The organism is [Pseudomonas] carboxydohydrogena, from assembly GCF_029030725.1.
Classification (GTDB): Bacteria; Pseudomonadota; Alphaproteobacteria; order Rhizobiales; family Xanthobacteraceae; genus Afipia; species Afipia carboxydohydrogena.
Map to the genome: position 1 here is coordinate 2,358,658 of NZ_CP113162.1, position 22,487 is coordinate 2,381,144.

Consider the following 22,487-nt stretch of genomic DNA (forward strand, 5'->3'; position numbering starts at 1 on the left):
TACGCACAACCAAAAAACCCATCAAGCCTTGACGGATGCCGTCTCCTTCAAAACCGATTCGATTTCCGGCGAAACCGCAAGCCCGTCGCGGGCAGCCTTGGCCCGATTCGCAAGCCGCCGCGCGCCCGAGATGCGCGCGCCCTGCTGACGCTCGATGGCCGCGACCAGCGTCGCCATCCGCTCGCCAAAGCGCCCATGCCCGAATCCTGCCGGATCGATCGCGAGCAACAACTGCCCGGTCAGCGGCGGGCCGCCCTTGTCGTCGAGGAAAGAGGATGCCTCGAACGCCAGATGCGCGCCGGGGATACAGGCCGCCAGAACCTCGACCATGAAGGCCAGCGCCGCACCCTTGGCGTCGCCGAGCGGAATCATGGTGCCCTGTAGCGCCTTGGCAGGATCGGTGGTGTCCTGCCCATCCGCATCCAGCGCCCAGCCCGAGGGAATGCTCTCGCCCTTTTGCTTGGCGGCGACGATCGGCCCGCGCGCAACCTTCGACAGAGCGAGGTCCACCACGGCCGGTTCGCGGCCCTCGATGGGTGCCGCGAAGGCGATCGGGTTGGTGCCGAACACCGGCTCGCGACCGCCCCAGGGCGCCATGGCGCTCGGCGTGTTCGCGAACAGGAGCGCGACCAGTCCCTTTTTCGCCAGCGCCTCGCACGGCAGGCCGGCGGCACCGCAATGATTGGAATTACCGATGGCCGCGACCGCGATGCCCTGCTTCTGCGCAAGCGCGGGCAGTTCAGCGAGGGCAAGATCGATGGCCGGATAGGCAAATCCCTTCGCCGCATCGATCGCCAGAACGCCCGGGCGCGGATTCGAGGATTTCGGTTTCGCCTTGCCGTCGATCTTGCCGCTTTTCACCATGGCGAGATATGTGGGCACGCGCGACAGGCCATGGCCCTTGAGGCCGTCGGCCTCCGCGGTCACCAGCGCACGCGCCACGGATGCCGCCGCCTCGTCGCTGCAACCATGGGCAACAAACGTGCCCGCGACGCGTTTGGAAAGATCGGCGAGGGACTGCGTGCTCATGCGCTCAATGCCTTCTTGACGTTCTCGACAGTGACCCATGACACCCGCGTGTTCGATTCCACGGTGACGCCAGCGATGTGCGGCGTCAGGATCAGATTCGGCACATCCGCGAACGCATTGCTCGCTTTCAGCGGTTCTTCCACGAACACGTCGAGCGCGGCGCCGCCGAGCTTCTTTGCCTTCAGCGCCGCCGCCACCGCCGTTTCATCTACAACGCCGCCACGGGCGGCATTGATGAGGATGGCGTCCGAACGCATCCGCGAGAGCGCGGACGTATCGATCATGTTGCGGGTCTTGTCGTTGAGCGGCACATGCAGGCTGACGACATCGGCCAGTGCCAGCAGGTTTTCAAGCGTCTGGCGCTGCACGCCAGCTTCGGCAAACGCCGCATCGTCCACCAGCGGATCGAATGCGACGACCTTCATCCCCATCGCCGCCGCGAGTTTCGCGGTGAGGCGCGCGATGGAGCCGAACCCGACAAGCCCCATTACCTTGCCGGAGATTTCACGGCCGATCAGCGTATTGCGCGGCCATTTGCCGGCGACGACGCTTCCCGTCGCCATGTACGCTCCACGCAACAGCATCATCGCGCTGGTGATGACATATTCGGCGACCGAAAGATCGTTCGCGCCAGACGCCGGCAGCACGGCGATGTGGCGCTTCTTGCAGGCTTCCAGATCGATATTGTCGAGCCCGACGCCAAGCCGGCCGACAGCCTTTAGATTCGGCGCGGCATCCAGCAGCGCGCCACGCACCTGCGTGCGGTTGCGCACGATGATCGCGCGCGCATCCCTGAGGCGGGCATTCAGTTCGTTCGGATGATCGACGAGATTGGGATCGTAGACATAATCGAATCCACGCAACCCTTCGGTAATGGCCGCCTCGTCCATGAATTCGCAAATAACGATGTCAGACACGCGGCCTCCACCTTGAGAAGAAAATACGGGCGGCGTCATGACGCCGCCCGTTTGTGTCGTTTAGGCGCTGCGATACAGCTTGGTCAGCGAGAACTCGCGATGACCAAGCGACTCAGCCGCAGTCAAACGGCCGTTCGCGGTGCGCACGATCATATCGATCAACGCATCACCGGCCTGATCGAGCGTCATGTCGCGGCGCAGAACGCCGGTCACGTCGACGTCGATGTGCTCGCCCATGGTGCGCACGGTCTTCGGATTGCCGCTGATCTTGATCACGGGCACAACCGGATTGCCGATGACATTGCCCTGACCGGTCGGGAAGGTATGGACGACATAACCCGCCGCAGCCATCAACGTCACGCATTCGGCAGCCGCCGAGGACGTGTCCATATAATAGAGGCCGGGGCCCTTTGCCGGCGCTTCAGCGGGTTGCAGCGCGTCAATGTACTTCGACTTGTGACCGATCTTCTCAAGATTGCCGAGCGCCTTTTCCTCGATGCTCGACAGGCCGCCCGCGATATTGCCCTTGGTGGGCTGCGAGTCGGACAGATCGTCCGTCTTGTGCGCCTCGATCACGTCGTCCTGGTACGCCTTCCACATCTTGTACCATTTTTCCGCAACTTCCGGCGTCGCCGCACGCTCCTTGCAGAGATGCTCGGCGCCGGTGATTTCCGACGTTTCACCGAACACGCCGTAGATGCCCTGCGGGATCAGCTTGTCGTACATATTGCCGACGGTCGGGCATGACGACAGACCCGTGGTGGTGTCGGATTCACCGCACTTGGTCGAAACCCACAGATCCGAAATCGGACACAGTTCGCGCTCGAGTTCGGTTGCCCACTGAACAAAACGCTTGGCCTGATAGCTGGCGCGCGAGATGGTGTTGATGTCGCCATGGGTTTCGATGCCGAAACCGACGACCGGCTTGCCGGTCTTGGCGATGCCTTCGACGACGCGGCTGGTCCAGCCTTCCTCGATGCCGATGACGACGACCGCGGCGACGTTCGGATTTGATCCGATGCCGATCAGGGTGCGGAAATGGACCTCAAGATCCTCTCCGAACTGCAAACGGCCATACGCATGCGGAATGGCCATCGTTCCCTTGATGTTATTGGCAACGGCCTCGCAAGCTGCGTTCGACAGATCGTCGAGCGGCAGGATGAGAACGTGATTGCGGACGCCGACACGGCCGTTTTCACGCCGCCAGCCCCAGAACTTCGCGTTCTTGAAATCCTTCGAAGCGCGCTTGCTAGGAAGATTCTTCGTCGTCAACTGATCCGTTGCGCTACCCGGAAAAGGCGACTGCATTTCAACGATATTACCGAGTGACATGTTTTCGCCCTCACCAACGCTTGGTCTTGTGATTGTGGATATGAACGTGACGGCCCTGCGGCCCGTCGCCGACCATCCTGCCGACGTCCTGGCCGTACTTGATGACGGTGTCGCCCTTCTTGAGGTCGACCAGCGCCACCTTGTGACCGATCGGGATATCGTCCTTCACGTCGATGGTGAACGTCGTGTCGTTCTCGGTGATGACGCCGAATGCCTTGGTGCCGGCCTTCAGGTCCTCGACGACAACGACCGCGACATTGTCCTTCGGGCTGTGGGCCAGCACGTGGGGCATGTTCGGCTTGTCTTTGGCGGCTGACGCCGCTCCCGGAGCACTCATTCTTCTTTCTCCCTGCTCGTCTGAATGGGTTTCAGGTCCCAAGTCTTATATAAGATAACAAACATATCGGTCAAGCAGAACCGCTCTATTCCGCCGCCTCCGAAAGCAGAGTTTCGCCCGGTTTTACGCGGGTAAACGCCACCGGCGCGGTGGAAATGTCGATCTCGCCGCCCTTCATCCGCACCACGGTGTAGTGCGAGGTCGCGAGGTCGGACGTGGACGGATAATCTTCACGGAAATGTGCACCGCGGCTGTCGGTGCGCGCGGTCGCCGCCGCGCAAATTCCGCGGCTGACCTGCACGAGATTCTCCAGATTGAGCCGGTCCATCCATGTGAGGTTGTAGCGGCGGTCGCCATCGGCGACACCGGAACGCGCCACCTGCCCCGCGAGATCTTCGAGTGCGGCCGCGCCGCGTGCCAACCCTTCGCCGGTGCGCAGGATGCCGACATCGTTCCACATGATGTCCATCAGCGCCTCGCGCATCTCGGCCAGATCGCCCGACGGCTTGCCGAGCGGCGAGAACGCGCGATCGAGCGATGCGTCGATCACCGACTGATCCGGATCGGCAAGGGTGCCTTCCTTCGCAACCGCGCGCGCCATCGCATCGCCGGCCACGCCGCCGAACACCGTGGAGTTGGCGACGCCGTTGCCGCCGAGGCGGTTGGCGCCATGCACGCCGCCGGTGTCCTCGCCGGCCGCGAACAAACGCGGCATCGCGGTGCTGCAATCGAGGTCGAACACCACGCCGCCCATCATGTAATGCGCGGTCGGGATTACCTCGACGAGACCGCCCGCGAGATCGAAACCGCAATCGGCGCAGCGCTCGACCATACCCTTGAAGGTGCGGCGCACATGATCCGGGCCGAGATGGCTCATCTTGATGTGAACGCCGCCGTGCTGCGTGGGATAACCCTTGCGGATCTGGTACATGATCGAGCGGCTGACGATGTCGCGCGTGGCGCGCTCGCCGCGCTCGTCGTAATCGAACATGAAGCGCTCGCCGCGCGAATCCAGCAACTGCCCGCCCGCGCCGCGCAGGCCCTCCTCCAGCACCGTGCCGGTCATGCGAGTGCCCGCGCCCGCCAGGAGGCCGGTCGGATGGAATTGCACCATTTCGAGATCGCGCAGCGACAGCCCCGCGCGCATCGCCATCGCCAGACCGTCGCAGGTCTTGTCGCCGGACGGCGTGTGATACTTGTACATCGTCGGTCCGCCGCCGGTCGCGAGCAGCGTCGCTTTCGCGCGGACCAGCAACGGCTCGCCGCTGCGCATGTCGAGCATCAAGACGCCCGCGAGGCCGGAGCCATCCGCCGCCGGAATGAGATCGAGCGCGCGATGGTCTTCCATGCGCTTCACGTCGCGCCGCCAGATCTGTTCTGAAAGCCGATTGATGATCTCGATGCCGGTGAGATCGCCCTTGTGCACGGTGCGGTCGAAAGTCTGGCCCGCGAACGCCTTCTGGTGAACGCTGCCGTCGGGATTGCGATCGAAGAAACAGCCGAGTTCGTTCTCAAGCTCACGGATGCGGATTTGGGCCTCGACGACCAGCTTCCACGCCAGATCCTGATTGTTGAGCCATTTGCCGCCTTCGATCGTGTCCATGAAATGGCGCTCGACGGAATCGCCCGGCGCGAGCGCGACGTTGTAGCCGCCCTGCACCATGCGGGTGCAACCGCATTTGCCGAGCAGCCCCTTCACCGCCACCGTCACATCGAGATGCGGCGCGGCTTTCTTGGCGTGAAGCGCCGCGAAAAGGCCGGCTCCGCCGGAGCCGAGAATCAGAATGTCGGTATCGACCGTGCGCAACGTCATGGTTCACACCGCTCCGATGCTTTTGAGAACCGCATCGCGGCGGCTGGCCACGTCCTTCTGCAAATCCGCGTAAAGCGAACCGCCATGCGAATCCATACCGACCAGCAATGGACCGAAATTCCTGATCTGGAATTTCCACAGGCTCTCGGGATGCAGATCGTCCAGATCGATATCGACGATCTGTTCGATCCAGGTCGTTTCCAGCGCAGCCGCGCCGCCGACGATGGCGAGATACGCGCCGCCGAATTCCGCGAACGCCGCAAGCGTATCCGGACCCATGCCGCCCTTGCCGACGATAAGGCGCACGCCTTCGCGGTCCATCAGGTCGTGGGTGAATCGTTCCATGCGCATCGACGTCGTTGTGCCGATGCAGAATGGCTTGTAGCCGACCGGGGCCTCGTTCGAGACCGGCACACGGTGCACGTTCGGGGCGGTATGGATGACTGCGTGGCCGTGAAGATCGAATTTGACCTTGCGGCCTTTGTCGAACATGTGGATCAGCGTCGCGTCGCGAATCCCGAACAGTGTCTGTTCGAGGGTCACGGTGTCGCCGATCTTCAGGCTACGCGCCTTTTCCTCGTCGATCGGCATTTGAAGAATGTGATGCGCCATGGCCCTGCCCTCACGCCGTGAACGCGATGCCGCCGGGCGTGATCGTCGCCCGCGCGCGCCGCGCCGAATGGCACTGGATGTTCACCGCAACCGGATTTTGCGTGATGTGGGTGGCGGCGACCTCCACATGCACGGCGAAGCTGGTCGAACGGCCGCCGAGCCCCTGCGGGCCGATGCCAAGTTCGTTCACCGCTTTCGACAACTCGGCTTCGATCTTGGCGCCTTCCTCGTCGCTGCATTTCGAGCCGAGCGGGCGCGTCGCCGCGATCTTGGCCAGATGCATGCAGAGGTCGGAAGTGCCGCCCATGCCGACGCCGACGATGGTCGGCGGGCAGACGCGGCCGCCGAGTTCGATCACGCGATCGATCACGAATGCCTTCACCGCCTTGATGCCATCGGACGGCAGCAGCATCTTCAGGAACGAGCCGTTCTCCGAGCCCGAACCCTTCGGAATCATCTCGATCGACGCCGTCTCGACCCGCTCGTCGAAATCGACATGGATGATCGGCACGCGGATGCCGCTCGACGTCTGGTTGTTCTTGCGGGTGATCGGATGCACCACGGAGGAGCGCAGCGAGCATTCGGTGGTGGCGCGCTCGCAGCCCCTGCGGATCGCCGCCTTCAGCTCCGCGCCGTCGAACTGCACGTTGCGGCCGATGGTGACGTTATAAATGGGGATGCCCGTGTCCTGACACAGGATGTTGTTGGTGCGCTCGGCGACCGCGATGTTCTCCACCATGGTGCCAAGCACTGTCTTGCCGATGGTGCTGGTCTCGTTGCGCACCAGCGTTCTGAAACCGGCCTTGATATCGTCCGGCAACATTTTGAGGGCCTGCACGTAGAGCGTTTTGCAGACCTCCTCGACTTCTTTCATATCAATCTGCATGGCACTACATCCCGTTCAATAGAAACAACACGCCAATTGCCGCCGATGCGGCGACGCAACTTGAAACCAGCACCGCGCTGCGGTCGCGCATCGCAAACCATTCGATCGCGAGCACCCGCAGGCCGAGCGCCATGTGCACCGCGAGCGCGGAGACAAGCCCCCACTCGGCGATCAGGGCGATCCGCGAGTGGGTCAATGCGAGAAAACTATCCAGCGCACTTGCGCCATTGAGCGCGGTGCCGAGGGCGAGAAAATGCATCGGCAGAAAGATCGCCAGCGCCACGCCGGACAGGCGGTGCAGCATCGCGGCGATGAAGCCCGGCTTCAGATGTGAGTTCCGTATCACGCTCATGCGCCATACACCGCAAACGCGGCCCTCACGCCAAGGATAACGAGCGAAACCGAGAATAGTGCCAGCACCACGTCGAGCGTACGGCCACGCCAGTGCAGCCACTCGCGCAGCACCGAACGCAGGCCGATCGGCGCATGGATCGACGCCGCCAGCACGAAGGTCAGATAGAACGCCAGAAACGCGCGGTTGCCGTGGGTGCGCGCCAGAATCTCGCCCGCCGTCAATCCGCCGCGCACGGCATAGATGATGGTGATGAGGTGAACCGTCACCGCGATGGCAAGAATGAACGCGGTGCCGCGCTGGGCGAGATAGAGAACCGGATTCATCGCCGCCTCCAGAGTTTGTTCGAGGTCGCCCGCTTCAAACCGGCGATCGAGAACGTCGGAGACAGATGCTTGGGGCAGAATTCCGTGCAACTCATATGGCTGTGGCAGGAATGACAACCGGCATCCCCGGTCACGGCGGTGAGGCGCGCATCCTGCCCGCGATCACGCACGTCGTTGACCAGCGTCCATGCCCGGTTCAGCGCCGCCGGCCCGAGATAATCCTCGTTCCACGACACCACATCGCAGGCCGAGTAGCACACGCCGCAATTGATGCATTCGATGCCTTCATCGGCGGCCTGCCGTTCCGGCGAGGACGGCTCGACGACAGCGAAATCCGCGGGCGGGTTCTCGCCCGGCTCGAAATAGCCGTGCGCATCGCGCCATTTGTTGAAGAAAGGCTCCATGTCCACCGTCAGATCCTTGACGATGGGCAGGTTGCGCAACGGCTCCAGCTTGAGCGGCCCGCTTTCGAGTTCGTCGACGCGGGTGCGGCAGGTCCAGCGCGGCCGTTCGTTGACGACCATGGCACAGGAACCGCACATCCCGACGCGGCAGGCGAAACGATAGGACAGCGTTTCGTCCTGGGTGCGCTGGATCTCGGTGACGACATCCAGCACGGTTTGATTGGCACGCGCCGGGACTTCAAAAGTCTGAAAGGCGCCGTCTTCATCACCCCGCCAGACCTGCACTGTCAATACAGGGACTGGCGAGGTGTCGTTCTTGCTTTTTTCTTGAACACTCATGACGCAGGTCAGGAGCCTCCGTAGTTATTGTTGATTGTCAGCTTCCGTTCGCGCCGTGAATTCCCGGGAAGTAGATGTCCTTCCAGGACTTGGCCTTGGCAGTAACGAGACCGGCACGATTCATGTAATCCAGATAGGTGGTCACTTTCTTCGGCGTGGTGGTCCACTCGTTCACCGGATCGCGGATGATCTTTTCAGCATCGGCAACCGGGAGCTTCGAGTTTTCCGCCTTCACCCAGATCGCGGCAGCCTTTGCCGGATCGGCCTTGATGTTGGCCATCGCCTCTTCAAGCGCGCCGAGGAAAGCCTTCATGACCTTCGGATTGGCCTCGACGAACTTGGTCGTCGCCCAGACCGAGTTGAAGGTGTGCGGCCCGCCCAGCACGTCATAGCTGTTGAGAACGCGATGAGCCTTCGGGTCCCTCAGTTCAAGATCCTGAAACGGGGCCGAGCCGAAATGAGCATCAACCTCGGAATGGCCGCCAAGCATGGCCGCCATGGCATCCGGATGGCTCATCGACACGGTGAACGGATCGAGCTTGTGGCTCTGCTCCGGCCCGAACAGTTTCTCCGCCGCCATCTGGAGCGTGATCGCCTGGATCGAGACCTTCACCGCCGGAAGGCCGATCTTGTCCTTCTCGGTGAAGTCCTTGATGGTCTTCACGTTGGGGTTGGTGGTGACGAGATAAAGCGGCATCGCGTTCAGCGTGGCGACACCCCGCACCTTGTAGTTGCTCTGGGTCTTGCCCCAGATCGTCAGCAGCGGACCAACGCCGCCACCGGCGAAGTCGAGATTGCCCGACAGCAGCGCTTCATTCATGCCGCTGCCCGAGCTAAAGCGCAGCCACTCGACCTTCAGGTCGATCCCTTCGGCCTTGGCGTGTTTTTCAAAGAGCTGCTGCTCTTCCATCATCGTCAACGGCAGATAGCCGAGGCCATACTGCTTGGCGATGCGAACGGTGTTCACTTCGGCATGAGCACCGCCCGCGAGTCCTGCGACAAGACCGATCGCCGCCATCGTCTTTACAACTGATTTCAACATCCTGTCCTTCTCCTCACAAAAAGCCGGGTATTTGTTGTTGTTGTCCCGGCGACTGCCCTTCTTAAGATTGCATGCCCCAACGATCGATGGTGTTGGCCTCGATCGCCCGGAAGATCACGTTCTCGACCACAAGACCGATGATGATGACGGTCAACAGACCGGCGAACACCGTCGGGATGTCGAGACTGTTCTTGTTTTCGAAAATAAACCAGCCCAAACCGCCCGAGCCGGACGACACGCCGAACACCAGTTCGGCCGCGATCAGGGTGCGCCAGGCGAACGCCCAGCCGATCTTCAGGCCGGTGAGGATGCTCGGGAACGCCGCCGGGATCAGGATCTTGCTGATGTAGCGGAATCCGCCGAGACCGTAATTGCGCCCGACCATCTTGAGCGTACGGCTCACCGACAGGAAGCCGGAGTGCGTATTGAGCGCGATCGCCCACGTCACCGAATGTACCAGCACGAACACCAGCGAACCGTTGCCGAGGCCGAACCAGATCAGCGCCAGCGGCAACAGCGCGATGGCGGGCAGCGGGTTGAACATCGACGTCAGAGTTTCGAGGAAGTCCGTGCCGATCCGCGTCGTGATCGCCAGCGCCGTCAGCAACGCCGCAAGCGTGACACCGACCGCATAACCCATCAACAGCACCTTGATGGACGACCAGGCGCGCGCCGGCAGAACGCCGTTGCCGATATTGGTGAAGAACGCGCTCATGGTTTCGCCGAACGTCGGGAACAACAGATTGTTGTTCAGGTAGCGACCGTAGATTTCCCACGCCAGCGCAAGAAAGATCAGAATGACGATCTTGCGCAGCCAGGTCTGGTTGTAGAGCCGGCCGATCAGTGGCAGCGGCTTCTCCACCACCAGCGGCACCTGCGACGTCTCGGATGCGTCGCGTACAAATTCGGCGCGCTGAGGCGCCACGATCTTCTGAGCGGACAAGGTCACGTCAGACATTTTCCGCCTCCTCAATGGTGTCAGCGAACAGCATGGTCTGGATGCGATGCTCAAGCTCGGCGGCTTCCTCGCCGTGCACGCCACCATTCAGCTCGGCCTTCACCTGACCCGGATGCGGCGACAGCAACAGGATGCGGTTGCCGATCTTGATCGCTTCGGGAATCGAATGCGTGACGAACAGCACCGTGAAGCGCGTCTCGTCCCACAGCATCAACAACTCGTCCTGCATCTTGCGGCGCGTCAGCGCATCGAGTGCGGCGAACGGCTCATCCATCAGGAGAATGTCCGGCTCCATCGCCATACCGCGCGCGATCGCGACGCGCTGCTTCATGCCGCCAGAGAGCATGTGCGGATAGCTTTCGGCGAACTTTTCCAGATTGACCTTGCGGATATAGTGCATGGCCTTCTCTTCGGCCTCGCGCGCGCCGAGCTTGCTGGTGCACAGCAAAGGAAACACGACATTTTCCTTCACCGTCTTCCACGGCAGGAGCTGATCGAACTCCTGAAACACCATCATCCGGTCGGGACCGGGATGACGGATCAGCTTGCTCTTCAGCTTCATCTCGCCTTCGGTCGGCGTCATATAGCCGCCGACGGCTTTCAAAAGGGTCGATTTGCCGCAGCCCGAGGGGCCGAGCAAAATAAAACGATCGCCCTGAAAGACGTCGAAGTCGATGCGATAAGTCGCGGTTACGAGATGATTAGGCGTCTTGTACTGGAGTGTGACGCCTTTCACCTCCAAAAGCGGTGCAGTGTTCAATCGTTCCTCCCGGCCAACGCGAGCAAGCATCTACGTGCCCTTGCCCTGTCGAAATTGAAAGAGATGGTCTCTCCAATCATGGAGCGCGGGAGGCAACGATTGTCTCCAGAAACAACCGCTCCTGAAAACAAATAGCCCAGTGGCGCCAAGCCGTGAGGCTTCGCGATTTCGCCGGACCATTTCGCAGGCTACGTGCCGTCTCATGCCGTTGCGTCTCTCCCGCTCAACCGGGGCTATCCGCCCTCTTGTTCTGGCTAACGTGCCATTGTCCGGCGGCTCTGTAAAGATGTCATATGTCTAATATAAGACCTAAACCCAAACTTTGTTGGTTCCTGTCCCGTCATGCAGGACATGTCGCATCTGGCATGCCAGACTTCGCGCACCGGCATAAAAAAACAGCCGGTGAAACCGGCTGTTTTCGATGTCTGAAATTTTCGTAATGCCAAAACCCGGAACGAACGAGACGTCCGATGGCTCCTACATATTCGGAATGGCGAACTCCGCACCGGATGCGATGCCAACCGGCCACCGGCTCGTGATGGTCTTGAGCTTGGTGTAGAAGCGGATGCCTTCCGGCCCATGCATATCGTGATCGCCGAAGAACGAGGCCTTCCAGCCACCGAACGAATGATAGGCCATCGGGATCGGGATCGGCACATTGATGCCGACCATGCCGACCTGAATGCGGTGCGCGAACTCACGCGCTGAATCCCCGTCGCGGGTGAAGATCGCAGTGCCGTTGCCGTACTCGTTTTCGTTAATCATCTTCGCCGCGGTGTCGTAGTCCGCCGCGCGCACCACCGACAGCACCGGGCCGAAAATCTCGTCCTTGTAGATTTTCATGTCGGTGGTGACGTTGTCGAACAGCGAGCCGCCGAGGAAGTAACCGTTCTCGTAGCCCTGCATCTTGAAGCCGCGTCCGTCGACCACGAGCTTGGCGCCTTCCGATACGCCGGTATCGATATAACCGTGGACGCGGTCGCGATGCGCCTTGGTGACGAGCGGTCCCATCTCGGCTTCGAGATCCGGGCCCGGTCCGATCTTCAATCCCCTCACGCGCGGCGTCAGTTTCTCGATCAGCGTATCGGCCGTCTTCTTGCCGACCGGCACCACGACCGAAATCGCCATGCAACGCTCGCCAGCCGCGCCATAGGCCGCGCCCATCAGCGCATCGACAGCCTGATCCATGTCCGCGTCGGGCATGATCACCATGTGGTTCTTCGCGCCGCCGAGCGCCTGGCAGCGTTTTCCTTCATGCGTCGCGGTCTGATAGATGTAGCGCGCGATCGGCGTCGAGCCGACGAAGCTGATAGCGGATACATCCGGATGCTTCAGCAAGGCGTCCACCGCCTCCTTGTCGCCCTGCACGACATTGAAGACGCCATCCGGCACGCCCGCTTCCTTGAGCCAGTCGGCGATCAGCAGCGCCGCGGACGGATCGCGTTCCGACGGCTTCAGGATGAAGGTGTTGCCGCAGACCAGCGCCACCGGAAACATCCACATCGGCACCATGATCGGGAAATTGAACGGGGTAATGCCAGCGACGACGCCGAGCGGCTGGCGGATAGCGTAGCTATCGACACGGGTGCCGACGTCCTCGCTGTAATCGCCCTTCAACAGGTGCGGCGCGCCGGTGGCGAACTCCACCACTTCGAGGCCGCGCTGCACTTCGCCGCGCGCGTCGGTCAACAGCTTGCCGTGCTCCTGCGAGACGGCCTTGGCCAATTCCTCGCTGCGTTCTTCGACGATGCGCTGAAACTTGGCGATGATGCGGGAGCGGCGCAGCGGCGTCACCGCCGCCCAGGCCGGAAACGCCCGGCGCGCGGCCGCGACCGCCTGATCGACTTCCGCGGTGCTCGCGAGCGCCACGCTGGCAGTCTGCTGACCGATCGCCGGATTGAAGACGGGCGCGGTGCGCCCGCTTTTCCCGGCCACCCGCTGGCCATTGATATAATGTGAGATGTCTGAAGCCATGATTGTTCTCCCGAGGCTGTTATTCGAGGCCGATTTTGCGCTTCACACCCCCTCGGGCCAAGCCGCACTATTGTTTCGCCGTTGTGCAGAAATTAAAGTACCTGACGTCGGGGTGAGCAAAAAACTGCATTCACCCCAGAAACGGGCACCGGGATGGATTGGGATCGCGTTCGGATTTTCCTTGAGGTAGCCAGGACCGGCCAGATCCTCGGCGCCTCGAAAAAGCTGGGCCTCAATCACGCTACCGTGGCACGGCAACTCAGCGCGCTTGAGCGCGAGATGAAGACCCGCCTCGTCAAGCGCGACACCACCGGCTGCACGCTGACGCGATCGGGCGAGGCCCTGATGGCGACCGCCGAGAAGGTCGAATCCGAATTCCTGCGGGTCGGTTCGCAACTGGCATCGACATCCGACCGGGTGACCGGGACCGTGCGCGTGGGCGCGCCGGACGGAATCGGAAACTACCTCCTCGCCGAGCAACTTGGCGCACTCGCCGCCATGCATCCGGAACTGATCGTGCAACTGGTGCCGCTGCCGCGCACCTTTTCGCTCTCGAAGCGCGAAGCAGATATCGTGATCGTGGTGGAACGGCCGAAGGACGGGCGGCTCATCACCACCAAGCTGACAGATTATTCACTCAGCCTGTATGCGTCGAAACAATACCTCGACCACTTTCCGCCGATCCGCAGCGAGGCCGACCTCGCCGGCCATCTGTTCATCACGCAGGTCAGCGATTTCGTCTATAGCCGCGCGCTCGACTATTCGTCCTATTTCGACACCCTGATGTCGCGCCGTTACGAATGCGGAAGCGTCGTCGGCCAGGTCGAAGCCGTGCGCGCGGGCCACGGCATCGGCATCCTGCACGACTACGCCACCCGGCGTTATCCCGAACTGCGGCGGCTGCTGCCGGAAATCCGTTTCGTACGGACCTACTGGCTGGTGTCGCACCCCGACACGCACGGCACGCGGCGCGTACGCGAGGTGCACCGCTACATCGCCGAACGCGTCCGCGCCGAGCGGCGTCATTTCATGGCCGGGTAAAACTCGGATAATATCAGCCGCAGTCAGCGCAGAATCGTTTCGGAAACATCACACCATGACCTATCGCGCGCCCGTCGAGGATATCCTGCTCGCACTCAACTACGGCGCCGCGCTGAATGAGGCGATCCGCGCCGGGCATTACCGCAATTACGATGCCGACACCGCAAGCGCCGTCATCGCGGAGGCGGGGAAATTCGCAAGCGAAGTGCTCGCGCCGCTCAACCGTGTCGGCGACGAACACGGCGCGACGCTGAAAGACAATAAGGTCACCACGTCGCCCGGATGGCGCGACGCATACCAAGGCTGGGTCGAGGCGGGCTGGAATTCCCTCACCGGCGCGGAGGAATTTGGCGGGCAAGGACTGCCCATCGTGCTGCACGCCGCTTGCAGCGAAATCTGGAGCGCGGCGAACATGGCGTTCGGGCTATGCCCGCTGCTCACGGCGGGCGCCATCGAGGCTCTCACCGTCCACGGCGCTGACGATCTCAAACAGACTTATCTCGCCAAACTCGTGTCCGGCGAATGGACCGGCACCATGCAACTCACCGAGCCGCAGGCAGGCTCCGATGTCGGCGCGCTACGCACCCGCGCGGAGAAACAAAGCGACGGCAGCTATCGGCTCACGGGCACGAAAATCTTCATCACCTACGGCGACCACGACATGACCGCCAACATCGTGCATCTCGTGCTCGCGCGCCTGCCCGGCGCGCCGGAAGGCACCAAGGGAATCTCGCTGTTCGTGGTGCCGAAGTTTCTCGTCAATGCCGACGGCTCGCTGGGCGCGCGCAACGATGTCTACGCCACCGGGCTCGAACACAAGCTCGGCATTCACGGCTCGCCGACCTGCACCATGACGATGGGCGACAATGGCGGCGCGGTCGGATATCTCGTCGGCGAAGAAAACAACGGCATGGCCTGCATGTTCACGATGATGAACCAGGCCCGCCTCGGCGTCGGGCTCGAGGGCGTCGGCATCGCCGAGCGCGCGACGCAGCAGGCGCTCGCCTATGCCCATGAGCGCAGGCAGGGCCGCGCGCTCGGCTACAAAAGCGGCGAGCCCGATCCCATCGCCGTGCATCCCGATGTGAAACGCAATCTCATGACCATGCGCGCCCTCACGGCCGCCGCGCGCACGATCTGCTACGCCACGGCGGTCGCGATCGACGCCTCGCATCAGGCACAGGACGAAGCCGCGCGCGAGAAGGCGAACGCCCGCGCGGGACTGCTGACGCCGATGGCGAAAGCCTTCTCGACCGACATCGCCAACGAAGTCGCGGCCCTCGGCGTGCAGGTGCATGGCGGCGCGGGCTTCATCGAGGAAACCGGTGCCGCGCAATATGTGCGCGATGCGCGCATCCTCACGATCTATGAAGGCACCAACGGCATTCAGGCCAACGACCTCGTGATGCGCAAGCTCGGCGCCGACAAGGGCGCAGCGCTACGCGACCTGCTCGACGAACTCGAACAGATCGTTGCGCGCCTCAATGCGTCGAACGATCCCGCGTTCGGCGCGACAGGTGCGATTCTGCGCGATGCGCTTGGCTCGGCCGCGCGCGCCAGCGAATGGCTGCTGGACAAAATCGGCAGCAATCCAAACGAGGCGCTGGCGGCCGCGACACCTTATCTCCGCCTGCTCTCGCTCGCCACCGGCGGCTGCATGCTGGCGCGGCAGGCTCTCGATGGGCGCACCGACGACGCGCTGCGCGACCATGCCCGGCGCCGCGCGCCGCTGGCGCGTTTCCTCGCCGAAAACATGGTGGTGCAGGCCCCGGCGCTGGAACAATCCATCATCCGGGGCGGCGGCGCGATCGATGACGCCGACATGACGCTCGCGGATTAGGCGGATTCTGCAATTTCGCACCCGTTTATTGCCCCGGTCAGGGCATCGGCCTCCCCAGATCATTCGGTAAAACCGGCGCTTGCCCATATGGGCAGCCCTTCGGATCATGTAAGATGAGTCCGATTGACCCGCCGCAAGGCCAAGGACCCGCATGCCCGATCACGTCATCGTCACGGATGAAGAATCAACCCGCATCATCAAGCTGCGTCGCCCGGAAAAAAAGAACGCGCTCACGCAAGGCATGTACGATGCGATGCGCAATGCCATCGACACCGCCCAGAACAATCCGGCGATCCGCTGCCTGATGATCACCGGCGGCCTCGGCGTGTTCACCGCCGGCAACGATCTCGAGGACTTCCAGAGGGCCGGTGCCGGCGAGCCCCGGCCGATCAGCGCCGTCAAGTTCATGTACTCGCTGGTGCAGAACACCAAGCCGCTGATCGCCGCCGTCGATGGCATCGCGATCGGCATCGGCACCACGATGATGTTCCATTGCGACTATGTCGTCGCCAGCACCGCCGCGTCGTTTTCGACGCCCTTCATCCATCTCGGTCTCGTGCCCGAAGGCGCGTCGAGTTTGCTCGCGCCGATGACGATGGGGCATCAGCGCGCGTTCTCGATGCTGCTGATGGGCAATCCCGTCAGCGCCGAGGAAGCCGAACGGGCAGGTTTCGTCAACGACGTGGTTGCGCCCGGCCATGCCGAGGTCGAGGCGCTCAAGGTTGCACGCGAAATCTGTGCGCTGCCTGCCGAGGCGCTCGCCACCTCGCGAAAATTATTGCGGCCGCCGCCGGAAGAACTCTTGCGCCGGATCGATCAGGAGAGTCATCTGTTCGGCGAGCGGCTTTCCTCGCCCGAGGCGGTTGCCGCATTCGCAGCATTTTTTGCGCGTAAATAACCCTTTGGCTCGCACTCGTTAAGTTTGTATCCGTTCCATCTGCAAGGATTGTCCATGTCCACTCTTCTGCTGACGCATACCGCTTCCTCGCTCAATCACAAGGTGAGCGAAGGCCATCCGGAGCGTCCCGACCGCATCCGCGCGATGGAGAAGGCGCTGAGCCAGGACATCTTCAAGCCGCTGGTGCGTGAGGAAGCGCCGATGGGCGATATCGAGACCGTCACGCTATGCCACGACGAAAGCTACGTCGATGAAATCCGCGAGATGGCGCCGAAAGAAGGCATCGTCTACATCGACGGCGACACCATGATGTCGCCCGGCACATGGGAAGCCGCGATGCGCGGCGTCGGCGGCGCCAACGCGGGCATCGATGCGGTCGTGTCAGGCAAGGCGCAGAACGTGTTCGTCGGCACCCGTCCCTGCGGCCACCACGCCGAGCGCAACCGCGCGATGGGCTTCTGCATCTTCGATCAGGCCGCAATCGCCGCGCGCTACGCGCAGAAGAAGCACGGCATCGGCCGCGTCGCCGTGGTCGATTTCGACGTGCATCACGGCAACGGCTCGCAGGATATTTTCTGGGCCGATCCCACCGTGATGTATTGCTCCACGCATCAGATGCCGCTCTTTCCCGGCACCGGCGCCACGCAGGAGCGCGGCGAGCATGACACCATCGTCAACGCACCGATGCGGCCGGGCGAAGGCGGCCCGAAATTCCGTGAGGCGTTCGAGGGCGTGATCCTGCCGCAACTCGAGAAGTTCTCGCCCGAGCTCGTCATCATTTCGGCGGGCTTCGACGCGCACTGGCGCGATCCGCTCGCCAACATCCAGCTCGACGAGAAGGATTTCGGATGGGTGACGAAGAAGCTGATGGATGTCGCCGACAAGAGCGCGGGCGGACGTATCGTCTCGGTGCTGGAAGGCGGCTACGATTTGCAGGGCCTGCACGATTCGATCGTCGAGCATGTCAGTGCCCTGATGGGACACTGAACCACGCCACACCAAACCGCGCCACATTGCGTCCGCAAATCAGACCTACGCTTTGAGAAGCGCCACAGAATCGACCGGGGAACACTCTATGGCCAGTAACAGCCACGCCGACGTCAAGACAATGACTTTCGAACGCGCGATCGAGGAACTTGAATCCATCGTCAAGCGACTGGAAGACGGCAAGGTGCCGCTGGAAGAATCGGTCGCGATCTACGAGCGCGGCGAAACGCTGAAGCGGCGCTGCGAGGAACTGCTGCGGCTCGCCGAGGCGCGGGTCGACAAGATCACCACGGACGCCTCCGGCGCGGCAGTGGGCACCGAACCGCTCGACGTGCGGTGATCGTCACTAAGGCAGGACAATAGCGATGTCGCCCCCGCGCAGGGCTGGCTTTCGTCACCTGAACTAGCCCCTCTCCCCCACAGCGAGAGGGAGAGGCACCTCCTATTTTCCGGGGTTCCGGCGCATTGGCATGACTTTGGAATTGGTATAAAGCCTGCCGATACACGGCGCGGCCACAGGCCAGACGACCGTTCCCCATCATTTCCGCAAGGCCCGCCCGTGTCTCAGACCAGCACGACCCCGTTGCTCGATACCATCCCAACCCCCGACAAACTGCGTGCCCTCTCGCCCGAGCAGTTGCCGCAGGTCGCGGACGAATTGCGCCGCGAAATGGTCGATGCTGTCTCCGTCACCGGCGGCCATCTCGGCGCTGGCCTCGGCGTGGTCGAACTGACGGTCGCGCTGCACTACGTGTTCAACACACCCGACGACCGCATCATCTGGGACGTCGGCCATCAGGCCTACCCGCACAAGATCCTCACCGGACGCCGCGACCGCATCCGCACGCTGCGTCAGGGCGGCGGCCTGTCCGGTTTTCCCAAGCGCGCCGAGAGCGAATACGATGCATTCGGCACCGCGCATTCCTCGACATCGATTTCCGCCGGTCTCGGCATGGCGGTCGCGCGCGATTTGCAGCAGGGCAACAACAACGTCATCGCCGTGATCGGCGATGGCTCGATGTCGGCGGGCATGGCCTATGAGGCGATGAACAATGCGGGCGCGCTGAACTCGCGCCTCATCGTCATCCTCAACGACAACGATATGTCGATCGCCCCGCCCGTGGGCGCGATGTCCGCCTATCTGGCACGGCTGATCTCGAGCCAGACCTACGGCACCGCGCGCGAGATTCTGAAAAACATCGCCCACCGGATGCCGAAATTCTTTCAGGACCGCGCGTTGCGCGCGGAGGAATACGCGCGCGGCATGGTTGCGGGCGGCATGCTGTTCGAGGAACTTGGCCTGTTCTATGTCGGGCCGATCGACGGCCACAACCTCGACCATCTGCTGCCCGTGCTGACCAACGTGCGTGATAATGGCACCGGCCCGGTGCTGATCCATGTCGTCACCAAGAAGGGCAAGGGCTATGCGCCTGCGGAGGAATCCGACGACAAATATCATGGCGTGGTGAAGTTCGATGTCGCCACCGGCAAGCAGTTCAAGGCGAAGTCGAACGCCCCCTCCTACACCTCGGTGTTCGGCAACAGCCTCACCAGGGAAGCGCAAAAGGACGACAGGATCGTCGCCATCACCGGCGCGATGCCGGGCGGCACCGGCGTCGATATTTTCGCGAAATCGTTTCCGGAGCGCACCTTCGATGTCGGCATCGCCGAGCAGCATGCGGTGACCTTCGCGGCGGGCCTTGCCACCGAGGGCTACAAGCCGTTCTGCGCGCTGTACTCCACCTTCCTGCAACGCGGCTACGATCAGGTGGTGCACGACGTCGCGATCCAGAATCTCCCCGTTCGCTTCGCCATCGACCGCGCGGGCCTTGTCGGCGCCGACGGCCCGACCCATGCGGGTGCGTTCGACAACACCTATCTGGGCTGCCTGCCGAACCTCATCATCATGGCCGCCGGTGACGAGGCCGACCTCGTACACATGGTCGCAACGCAGGTCGCCATCGACAACGCGCCGAGCGCGCTGCGCTATCCGCGCGGCGAAGGCCTCGGTCTCGAATTGCCCGATGTCGGCGTACCGCTCGAGATCGGCAAGGGCCGTATCCTGCGCGAAGGCAACAAGATCGCGCTGTTCTCGTTCGGCACCCGTCTTGGCGAATGCCTGAAGGCCGCCGACGAACTCGAAGCCCAGGGCCTGTCCACCACCGTCGCCGACGCACGCTTCCTCAAGCCGCTCGATGTTGATCTCGCGCTGAAACTCGCGCGCTCGCACGAGGTGCTGATCACGGTCGAGGAAGGCTCGATCGGCGGCTTCGGCACTCATGTCATCCAGACGCTGGCCGATCACGGCGCGCTCGACAAGGGCGTGAAGGTCCGCTCGATGGTGCTGCCCGACATCTTCATCGATCAGGATTCTCCTGCGAAGATGTACGAACAGGCCGGGCTGGATGCGAAAGCCATCGTCGCCAAGGTGTTCGAGGCGCTAGGCAAGAGTGCGCCGTCCAGCAAATTGGCGTAACATCGCGTCATTGCGAGCGGAGCGAAGCAATCCAGTGCTGCGAGAAGCAGGCAGTGCTGAACTGGATTGCTTCGTCGGCTTCGCCTCCTCGCAATGACGAGAAAGACCGATGATTAAGCAAATGACCGAACGCAAACGCGCTGACGTGCTTCTGGTCGAACGCGGCCTGTTCGAAAGCCGCGCCCGTGCGCAGGCCGCCATCGAAGCCGGATCGGTGACGGCCAACGGCAAGGTCGTCGCCAAGGCTTCGGAAACGATTGCAACCGACGCGGACATCAGAGCCGAGCCCGCGCATCCGTGGGTGTCGCGTGGCGGCGTCAAGCTCGCGGCCGCACTTGAACGCTATCCGCTCGATATCGAGGATCATGTCTGCGTCGATGTCGGGGCCTCGACCGGCGGCTTCACCGAAGTCCTGCTCGCCAACGGCGCAAGCCTCGTGTTCGCCATCGATGTCGGCACTGCGCAACTGCATCCCAGCCTGCGCGGCAATCCCCGCGTCATCTCGATGGAGAACACCGACATCCGCTCGCTCGAAGGCCGCCGCCTCGAAAAGCGTCCCGATGTCGCGGTGATCGACGCGAGCTTCATTTCGCTGAAGCTCATCTTGCCCGCGGTGTTCTCCTTCACCGCCGCTCCGTTGCAGATGCTGGCGCTGATCAAGCCGCAATTCGAGGCCGGGCGCGCGCAGGTGAAGAAAGGCATCGTCCGCGACGAGGCCGTGCATCGCACCATCTGCGACGACATCGCGGCCTTCGTCGCGGCGCAAGGCTGCACGGACATCGAGGTGTTTCCCTCGGCCATCGAGGGCGGCGACGGCAATCGCGAATTCTTCCTCGGCGCAAAGCACGGCTGATGCAGGTGGAGCGCCTCACCATCGATCATGTCGGCCAGCAGGGCGACGGCGTCGCCCTCGACGGCGGGCGGAACATCTACGTCCCCTATACGCTCGGTGGCGAGATCGTCGATACCAAAGCGTCGCCCGGCAGACCCGCCGACCGGCGCGATCTGGTTGAAGTCATCACCCCAAGCCCGGAGCGGATCGCACCGTTCTGCGACTATTTCGGCGTCTGCGGCGGCTGCGCGATCCAGCACTGGCAGACGGACGCCTATCGCAACTGGAAACGCCAGCTTGTGGTGGATACGCTGAAGCAGGCGGGCATCGGCTGCGAGGTCGGCGCTCTGGTCGATGCGCACGGCAGCGGCCGCCGCCGCGCCACCTTCCATGCGCGGCAGGGATCGAATCAAGGGTCCGGCGGGTTGCGCGTCGGCTTCGCCGCCGCAGGACGGCACGAGATCGTGCCGATCACGCATTGCCCCGTTCTCGATCCGGCGATGGATGGCGCCATCCCGGCGGCCAATGCCATCGCCGAACTCTTGAGGCCCGCCGGCAAACCGCTCGACATCCAGATCAGCGCCACGGAAAACGGTCTCGACGTGGACGTGCGCGGCTCCGGCCCGCTCGACACCGCGCTGCTCGCGAAACTCTCCGCGCTGGCGAAACAGCACCGTCTCGCCCGGCTGACGCGCCATGGCGAACTCGTGCTGCTTCAGGCGCCGCCGATCGTGCGCGTCGGCCGCGCGGGCGTTACGCTGCCCGCGGCCTCTTTCATGCAGCCGACGCAGGCGGGCGAGGACACGCTCGCCGCTTTGGTAATGGAACGATGCAAGGGCGCGAAGCGGATCGCCGACCTGTTCTGCGGCTTCGGCCCGTTCGCGCTGCGGCTCGCTGAGAAATTCCGTGTCGCCGCGTTCGACAGCGACGCTCGCGCGATCGCAGCACTGAACGACGCCGTCCGCGCCACGCAGGGATTGAAGCCGCTTACGGCAGAGGCTCGCGACCTGTTCCGACGCCCGCTCGTGCCACAGGAATTGCGGGAGTTCGATTGCGCCGTGTTCGATCCGCCCCGTCAGGGTGCCGAGGCGCAAAGCCGCCAGCTCGCCGCCAGCCGGCTGACGCACCTCATCGCCGTCTCCTGCAACCCCGCTACCTTCGCCCGTGACGCCAACATCCTGCTCGGCGGCGGCTTCAAACTTGGGGAGGTGACACCGGTGGATCAGTTCCGCCACACCGCCCATGTGGAACTGGTGGCGCGCTTCAGCCGATAAATCTCCAAGCTGCTGAAAATCGACATAAAAATGTCACTCGCGGCGGCGGAACGAAGAT

The 22,487-nt window shown here is 62.9% G+C and carries 22 protein-coding genes; 8 read left to right on the forward strand and 14 right to left on the reverse strand.

Annotated elements, in window-relative coordinates; all coding sequences use genetic code 11:
- Positions 1 to 21 precede the first annotated feature (21 nt).
- The 14 genes from AFIC_RS11385 to AFIC_RS11450 all read right to left on the reverse strand — a co-directional run bounded on the left by AFIC_RS11385 (position 22) and on the right by AFIC_RS11450 (position 13,081).
- Entirely contained in the window at positions 22 to 1,029 is a 1,008-nt protein-coding gene (locus AFIC_RS11385; RefSeq protein ID WP_275246347.1) for an Ldh family oxidoreductase, read from the reverse strand.
- Positions 1,026 to 1,946, reverse strand: coding sequence for a hydroxyacid dehydrogenase (locus AFIC_RS11390; RefSeq protein ID WP_275246348.1), 921 nt, complete (start codon positions 1,944 to 1,946; stop codon positions 1,026 to 1,028). Before AFIC_RS11390 ends, AFIC_RS11385 begins: the two co-directional genes overlap by 4 nt.
- A gap of 60 nt (positions 1,947 to 2,006) precedes the next feature.
- Positions 2,007 to 3,278 carry a UxaA family hydrolase gene (locus AFIC_RS11395; protein ID WP_275246349.1) on the reverse strand — a complete coding sequence of 424 codons (1,272 nt, stop codon included), beginning with the start codon at positions 3,276 to 3,278 and terminating at the stop codon, positions 2,007 to 2,009.
- A 10-nt stretch (positions 3,279 to 3,288) separates the two neighbouring features.
- A complete protein-coding gene (locus AFIC_RS11400) occupies positions 3,289 to 3,615 on the reverse strand; it encodes a UxaA family hydrolase (protein ID WP_275246350.1) in 327 nt (108 codons plus the stop codon).
- A gap of 85 nt (positions 3,616 to 3,700) precedes the next feature.
- A complete protein-coding gene (locus tag AFIC_RS11405) occupies positions 3,701 to 5,428 on the reverse strand; it encodes an L-aspartate oxidase (RefSeq protein ID WP_275246351.1) in 1,728 nt (575 codons plus the stop codon).
- 3 nt (positions 5,429 to 5,431) lie between these two features.
- Positions 5,432 to 6,040: a fumarate hydratase C-terminal domain-containing protein gene (locus tag AFIC_RS11410; RefSeq protein WP_275246352.1), complete on the reverse strand. Its 609-nt coding sequence runs from the start codon at positions 6,038 to 6,040 to the stop codon at positions 5,432 to 5,434.
- Between the two features lie 10 nt (positions 6,041 to 6,050).
- A complete protein-coding gene (locus AFIC_RS11415; protein WP_275246353.1) occupies positions 6,051 to 6,926 on the reverse strand; it encodes a fumarate hydratase in 876 nt (291 codons plus the stop codon).
- Positions 6,927 to 6,930: 4 nt separating this feature from the next.
- Positions 6,931 to 7,278 (reverse strand): succinate dehydrogenase, cytochrome b556 subunit, encoded by a 348-nt coding sequence (locus tag AFIC_RS11420; RefSeq protein WP_275246354.1) that lies wholly within the window; start codon positions 7,276 to 7,278, stop codon positions 6,931 to 6,933.
- A complete protein-coding gene (locus tag AFIC_RS11425) occupies positions 7,275 to 7,604 on the reverse strand; it encodes a succinate dehydrogenase (protein ID WP_275246355.1) in 330 nt (109 codons plus the stop codon). Before AFIC_RS11425 ends, AFIC_RS11420 begins: the two co-directional genes overlap by 4 nt.
- Positions 7,601 to 8,347 (reverse strand): succinate dehydrogenase/fumarate reductase iron-sulfur subunit, encoded by a 747-nt coding sequence (locus tag AFIC_RS11430; RefSeq protein ID WP_275246356.1) that lies wholly within the window; start codon positions 8,345 to 8,347, stop codon positions 7,601 to 7,603. Before AFIC_RS11430 ends, AFIC_RS11425 begins: the two co-directional genes overlap by 4 nt.
- Before the next feature lie 37 nt (positions 8,348 to 8,384).
- Positions 8,385 to 9,389, reverse strand: a complete 1,005-nt coding sequence (locus AFIC_RS11435; RefSeq protein ID WP_275246357.1) for an ABC transporter substrate-binding protein — start codon at positions 9,387 to 9,389, stop codon at positions 8,385 to 8,387.
- 61 nt (positions 9,390 to 9,450) lie between these two features.
- Entirely contained in the window at positions 9,451 to 10,347 is an 897-nt protein-coding gene (locus AFIC_RS11440) for an ABC transporter permease (RefSeq protein WP_275246358.1), read from the reverse strand.
- On the reverse strand, positions 10,340 to 11,137 hold the full coding sequence (locus AFIC_RS11445) for an ABC transporter ATP-binding protein (RefSeq protein WP_275246359.1): 798 nt from the start codon (positions 11,135 to 11,137) through the stop codon (positions 10,340 to 10,342). The genes AFIC_RS11440 and AFIC_RS11445 overlap by 8 nt, the downstream gene beginning before the upstream one ends.
- Before the next feature lie 447 nt (positions 11,138 to 11,584).
- Positions 11,585 to 13,081, reverse strand: coding sequence for a CoA-acylating methylmalonate-semialdehyde dehydrogenase (locus AFIC_RS11450; RefSeq protein ID WP_275246360.1), 1,497 nt, complete (start codon positions 13,079 to 13,081; stop codon positions 11,585 to 11,587).
- A gap of 153 nt (positions 13,082 to 13,234) precedes the next feature.
- Here AFIC_RS11450 and AFIC_RS11455 point away from each other — a divergent pair, with 153 nt between their 5' ends.
- The 8 genes from AFIC_RS11455 (at position 13,235) to AFIC_RS11490 (ending at position 22,429) form a co-directional block, all read left to right on the forward strand.
- Complete coding sequence (locus AFIC_RS11455; protein WP_275246361.1) at positions 13,235 to 14,122, forward strand: LysR family transcriptional regulator; 888 nt, start codon at positions 13,235 to 13,237, stop codon at positions 14,120 to 14,122.
- A 55-nt stretch (positions 14,123 to 14,177) separates the two neighbouring features.
- Positions 14,178 to 15,962, forward strand: coding sequence for an acyl-CoA dehydrogenase family protein (locus AFIC_RS11460; protein WP_275246362.1), 1,785 nt, complete (start codon positions 14,178 to 14,180; stop codon positions 15,960 to 15,962).
- A gap of 151 nt (positions 15,963 to 16,113) precedes the next feature.
- Complete coding sequence (locus AFIC_RS11465; RefSeq protein WP_275246363.1) at positions 16,114 to 16,860, forward strand: enoyl-CoA hydratase-related protein; 747 nt, start codon at positions 16,114 to 16,116, stop codon at positions 16,858 to 16,860.
- 54 nt (positions 16,861 to 16,914) lie between these two features.
- Positions 16,915 to 17,847, forward strand: coding sequence for a histone deacetylase family protein (locus AFIC_RS11470; RefSeq protein WP_275246364.1), 933 nt, complete (start codon positions 16,915 to 16,917; stop codon positions 17,845 to 17,847).
- 88 nt (positions 17,848 to 17,935) lie between these two features.
- The gene (locus tag AFIC_RS11475; protein ID WP_275246365.1) at positions 17,936 to 18,187 is read left to right on the forward strand and encodes an exodeoxyribonuclease VII small subunit; all 252 of its coding nucleotides are present in this window, start codon (positions 17,936 to 17,938) and stop codon (positions 18,185 to 18,187) included.
- Positions 18,188 to 18,406: 219 nt separating this feature from the next.
- Entirely contained in the window at positions 18,407 to 20,323 is a 1,917-nt protein-coding gene (dxs, locus tag AFIC_RS11480; protein WP_275246366.1) for a 1-deoxy-D-xylulose-5-phosphate synthase, read from the forward strand.
- A gap of 121 nt (positions 20,324 to 20,444) precedes the next feature.
- Positions 20,445 to 21,176 carry a TlyA family RNA methyltransferase gene (locus AFIC_RS11485; RefSeq protein WP_275246367.1) on the forward strand — a complete coding sequence of 244 codons (732 nt, stop codon included), beginning with the start codon at positions 20,445 to 20,447 and terminating at the stop codon, positions 21,174 to 21,176.
- On the forward strand, positions 21,176 to 22,429 hold the full coding sequence (locus AFIC_RS11490; RefSeq protein ID WP_275246368.1) for a class I SAM-dependent RNA methyltransferase: 1,254 nt from the start codon (positions 21,176 to 21,178) through the stop codon (positions 22,427 to 22,429). The genes AFIC_RS11485 and AFIC_RS11490 overlap by 1 nt, the downstream gene beginning before the upstream one ends.
- Positions 22,430 to 22,487: the final 58 nt, after the last annotated feature.

Bases quoted from the DNA above. Each gene is read 5' to 3' on its own strand.
- AFIC_RS11385 (WP_275246347.1), bottom strand. From the start codon at position 1,029: ATGAGCACGCAGTCCCTCGCCGATCTTTCCAAACGCGTCGCGGGCACG.
- AFIC_RS11395 (WP_275246349.1), bottom strand. From the start codon at position 3,278: ATGTCACTCGGTAATATCGTTGAAATGCAGTCGCCTTTTCCGGGTAGC.
- AFIC_RS11400 (WP_275246350.1), bottom strand. From the start codon at position 3,615: ATGAGTGCTCCGGGAGCGGCGTCAGCCGCCAAAGACAAGCCGAACATG.
- AFIC_RS11405 (WP_275246351.1), bottom strand. From the start codon at position 5,428: ATGACGTTGCGCACGGTCGATACCGACATTCTGATTCTCGGCTCCGGC.
- AFIC_RS11410 (WP_275246352.1), bottom strand. From the start codon at position 6,040: ATGGCGCATCACATTCTTCAAATGCCGATCGACGAGGAAAAGGCGCGT.
- AFIC_RS11415 (WP_275246353.1), bottom strand. From the start codon at position 6,926: ATGCAGATTGATATGAAAGAAGTCGAGGAGGTCTGCAAAACGCTCTAC.
- AFIC_RS11420 (WP_275246354.1), bottom strand. From the start codon at position 7,278: ATGAGCGTGATACGGAACTCACATCTGAAGCCGGGCTTCATCGCCGCG.
- AFIC_RS11425 (WP_275246355.1), bottom strand. From the start codon at position 7,604: ATGAATCCGGTTCTCTATCTCGCCCAGCGCGGCACCGCGTTCATTCTT.
- AFIC_RS11430 (WP_275246356.1), bottom strand. From the start codon at position 8,347: ATGAGTGTTCAAGAAAAAAGCAAGAACGACACCTCGCCAGTCCCTGTA.
- AFIC_RS11435 (WP_275246357.1), bottom strand. From the start codon at position 9,389: ATGTTGAAATCAGTTGTAAAGACGATGGCGGCGATCGGTCTTGTCGCA.
- AFIC_RS11440 (WP_275246358.1), bottom strand. From the start codon at position 10,347: ATGTCTGACGTGACCTTGTCCGCTCAGAAGATCGTGGCGCCTCAGCGC.
- AFIC_RS11445 (WP_275246359.1), bottom strand. From the start codon at position 11,137: ATGCTTGCTCGCGTTGGCCGGGAGGAACGATTGAACACTGCACCGCTT.
- AFIC_RS11450 (WP_275246360.1), bottom strand. From the start codon at position 13,081: ATGGCTTCAGACATCTCACATTATATCAATGGCCAGCGGGTGGCCGGG.
- AFIC_RS11455 (WP_275246361.1), top strand. From the start codon at position 13,235: ATGGATTGGGATCGCGTTCGGATTTTCCTTGAGGTAGCCAGGACCGGC.
- AFIC_RS11460 (WP_275246362.1), top strand. From the start codon at position 14,178: ATGACCTATCGCGCGCCCGTCGAGGATATCCTGCTCGCACTCAACTAC.
- AFIC_RS11465 (WP_275246363.1), top strand. From the start codon at position 16,114: ATGCCCGATCACGTCATCGTCACGGATGAAGAATCAACCCGCATCATC.
- AFIC_RS11470 (WP_275246364.1), top strand. From the start codon at position 16,915: ATGTCCACTCTTCTGCTGACGCATACCGCTTCCTCGCTCAATCACAAG.
- AFIC_RS11475 (WP_275246365.1), top strand. From the start codon at position 17,936: ATGGCCAGTAACAGCCACGCCGACGTCAAGACAATGACTTTCGAACGC.
- AFIC_RS11485 (WP_275246367.1), top strand. From the start codon at position 20,445: ATGACCGAACGCAAACGCGCTGACGTGCTTCTGGTCGAACGCGGCCTG.
- AFIC_RS11490 (WP_275246368.1), top strand. From the start codon at position 21,176: ATGCAGGTGGAGCGCCTCACCATCGATCATGTCGGCCAGCAGGGCGAC.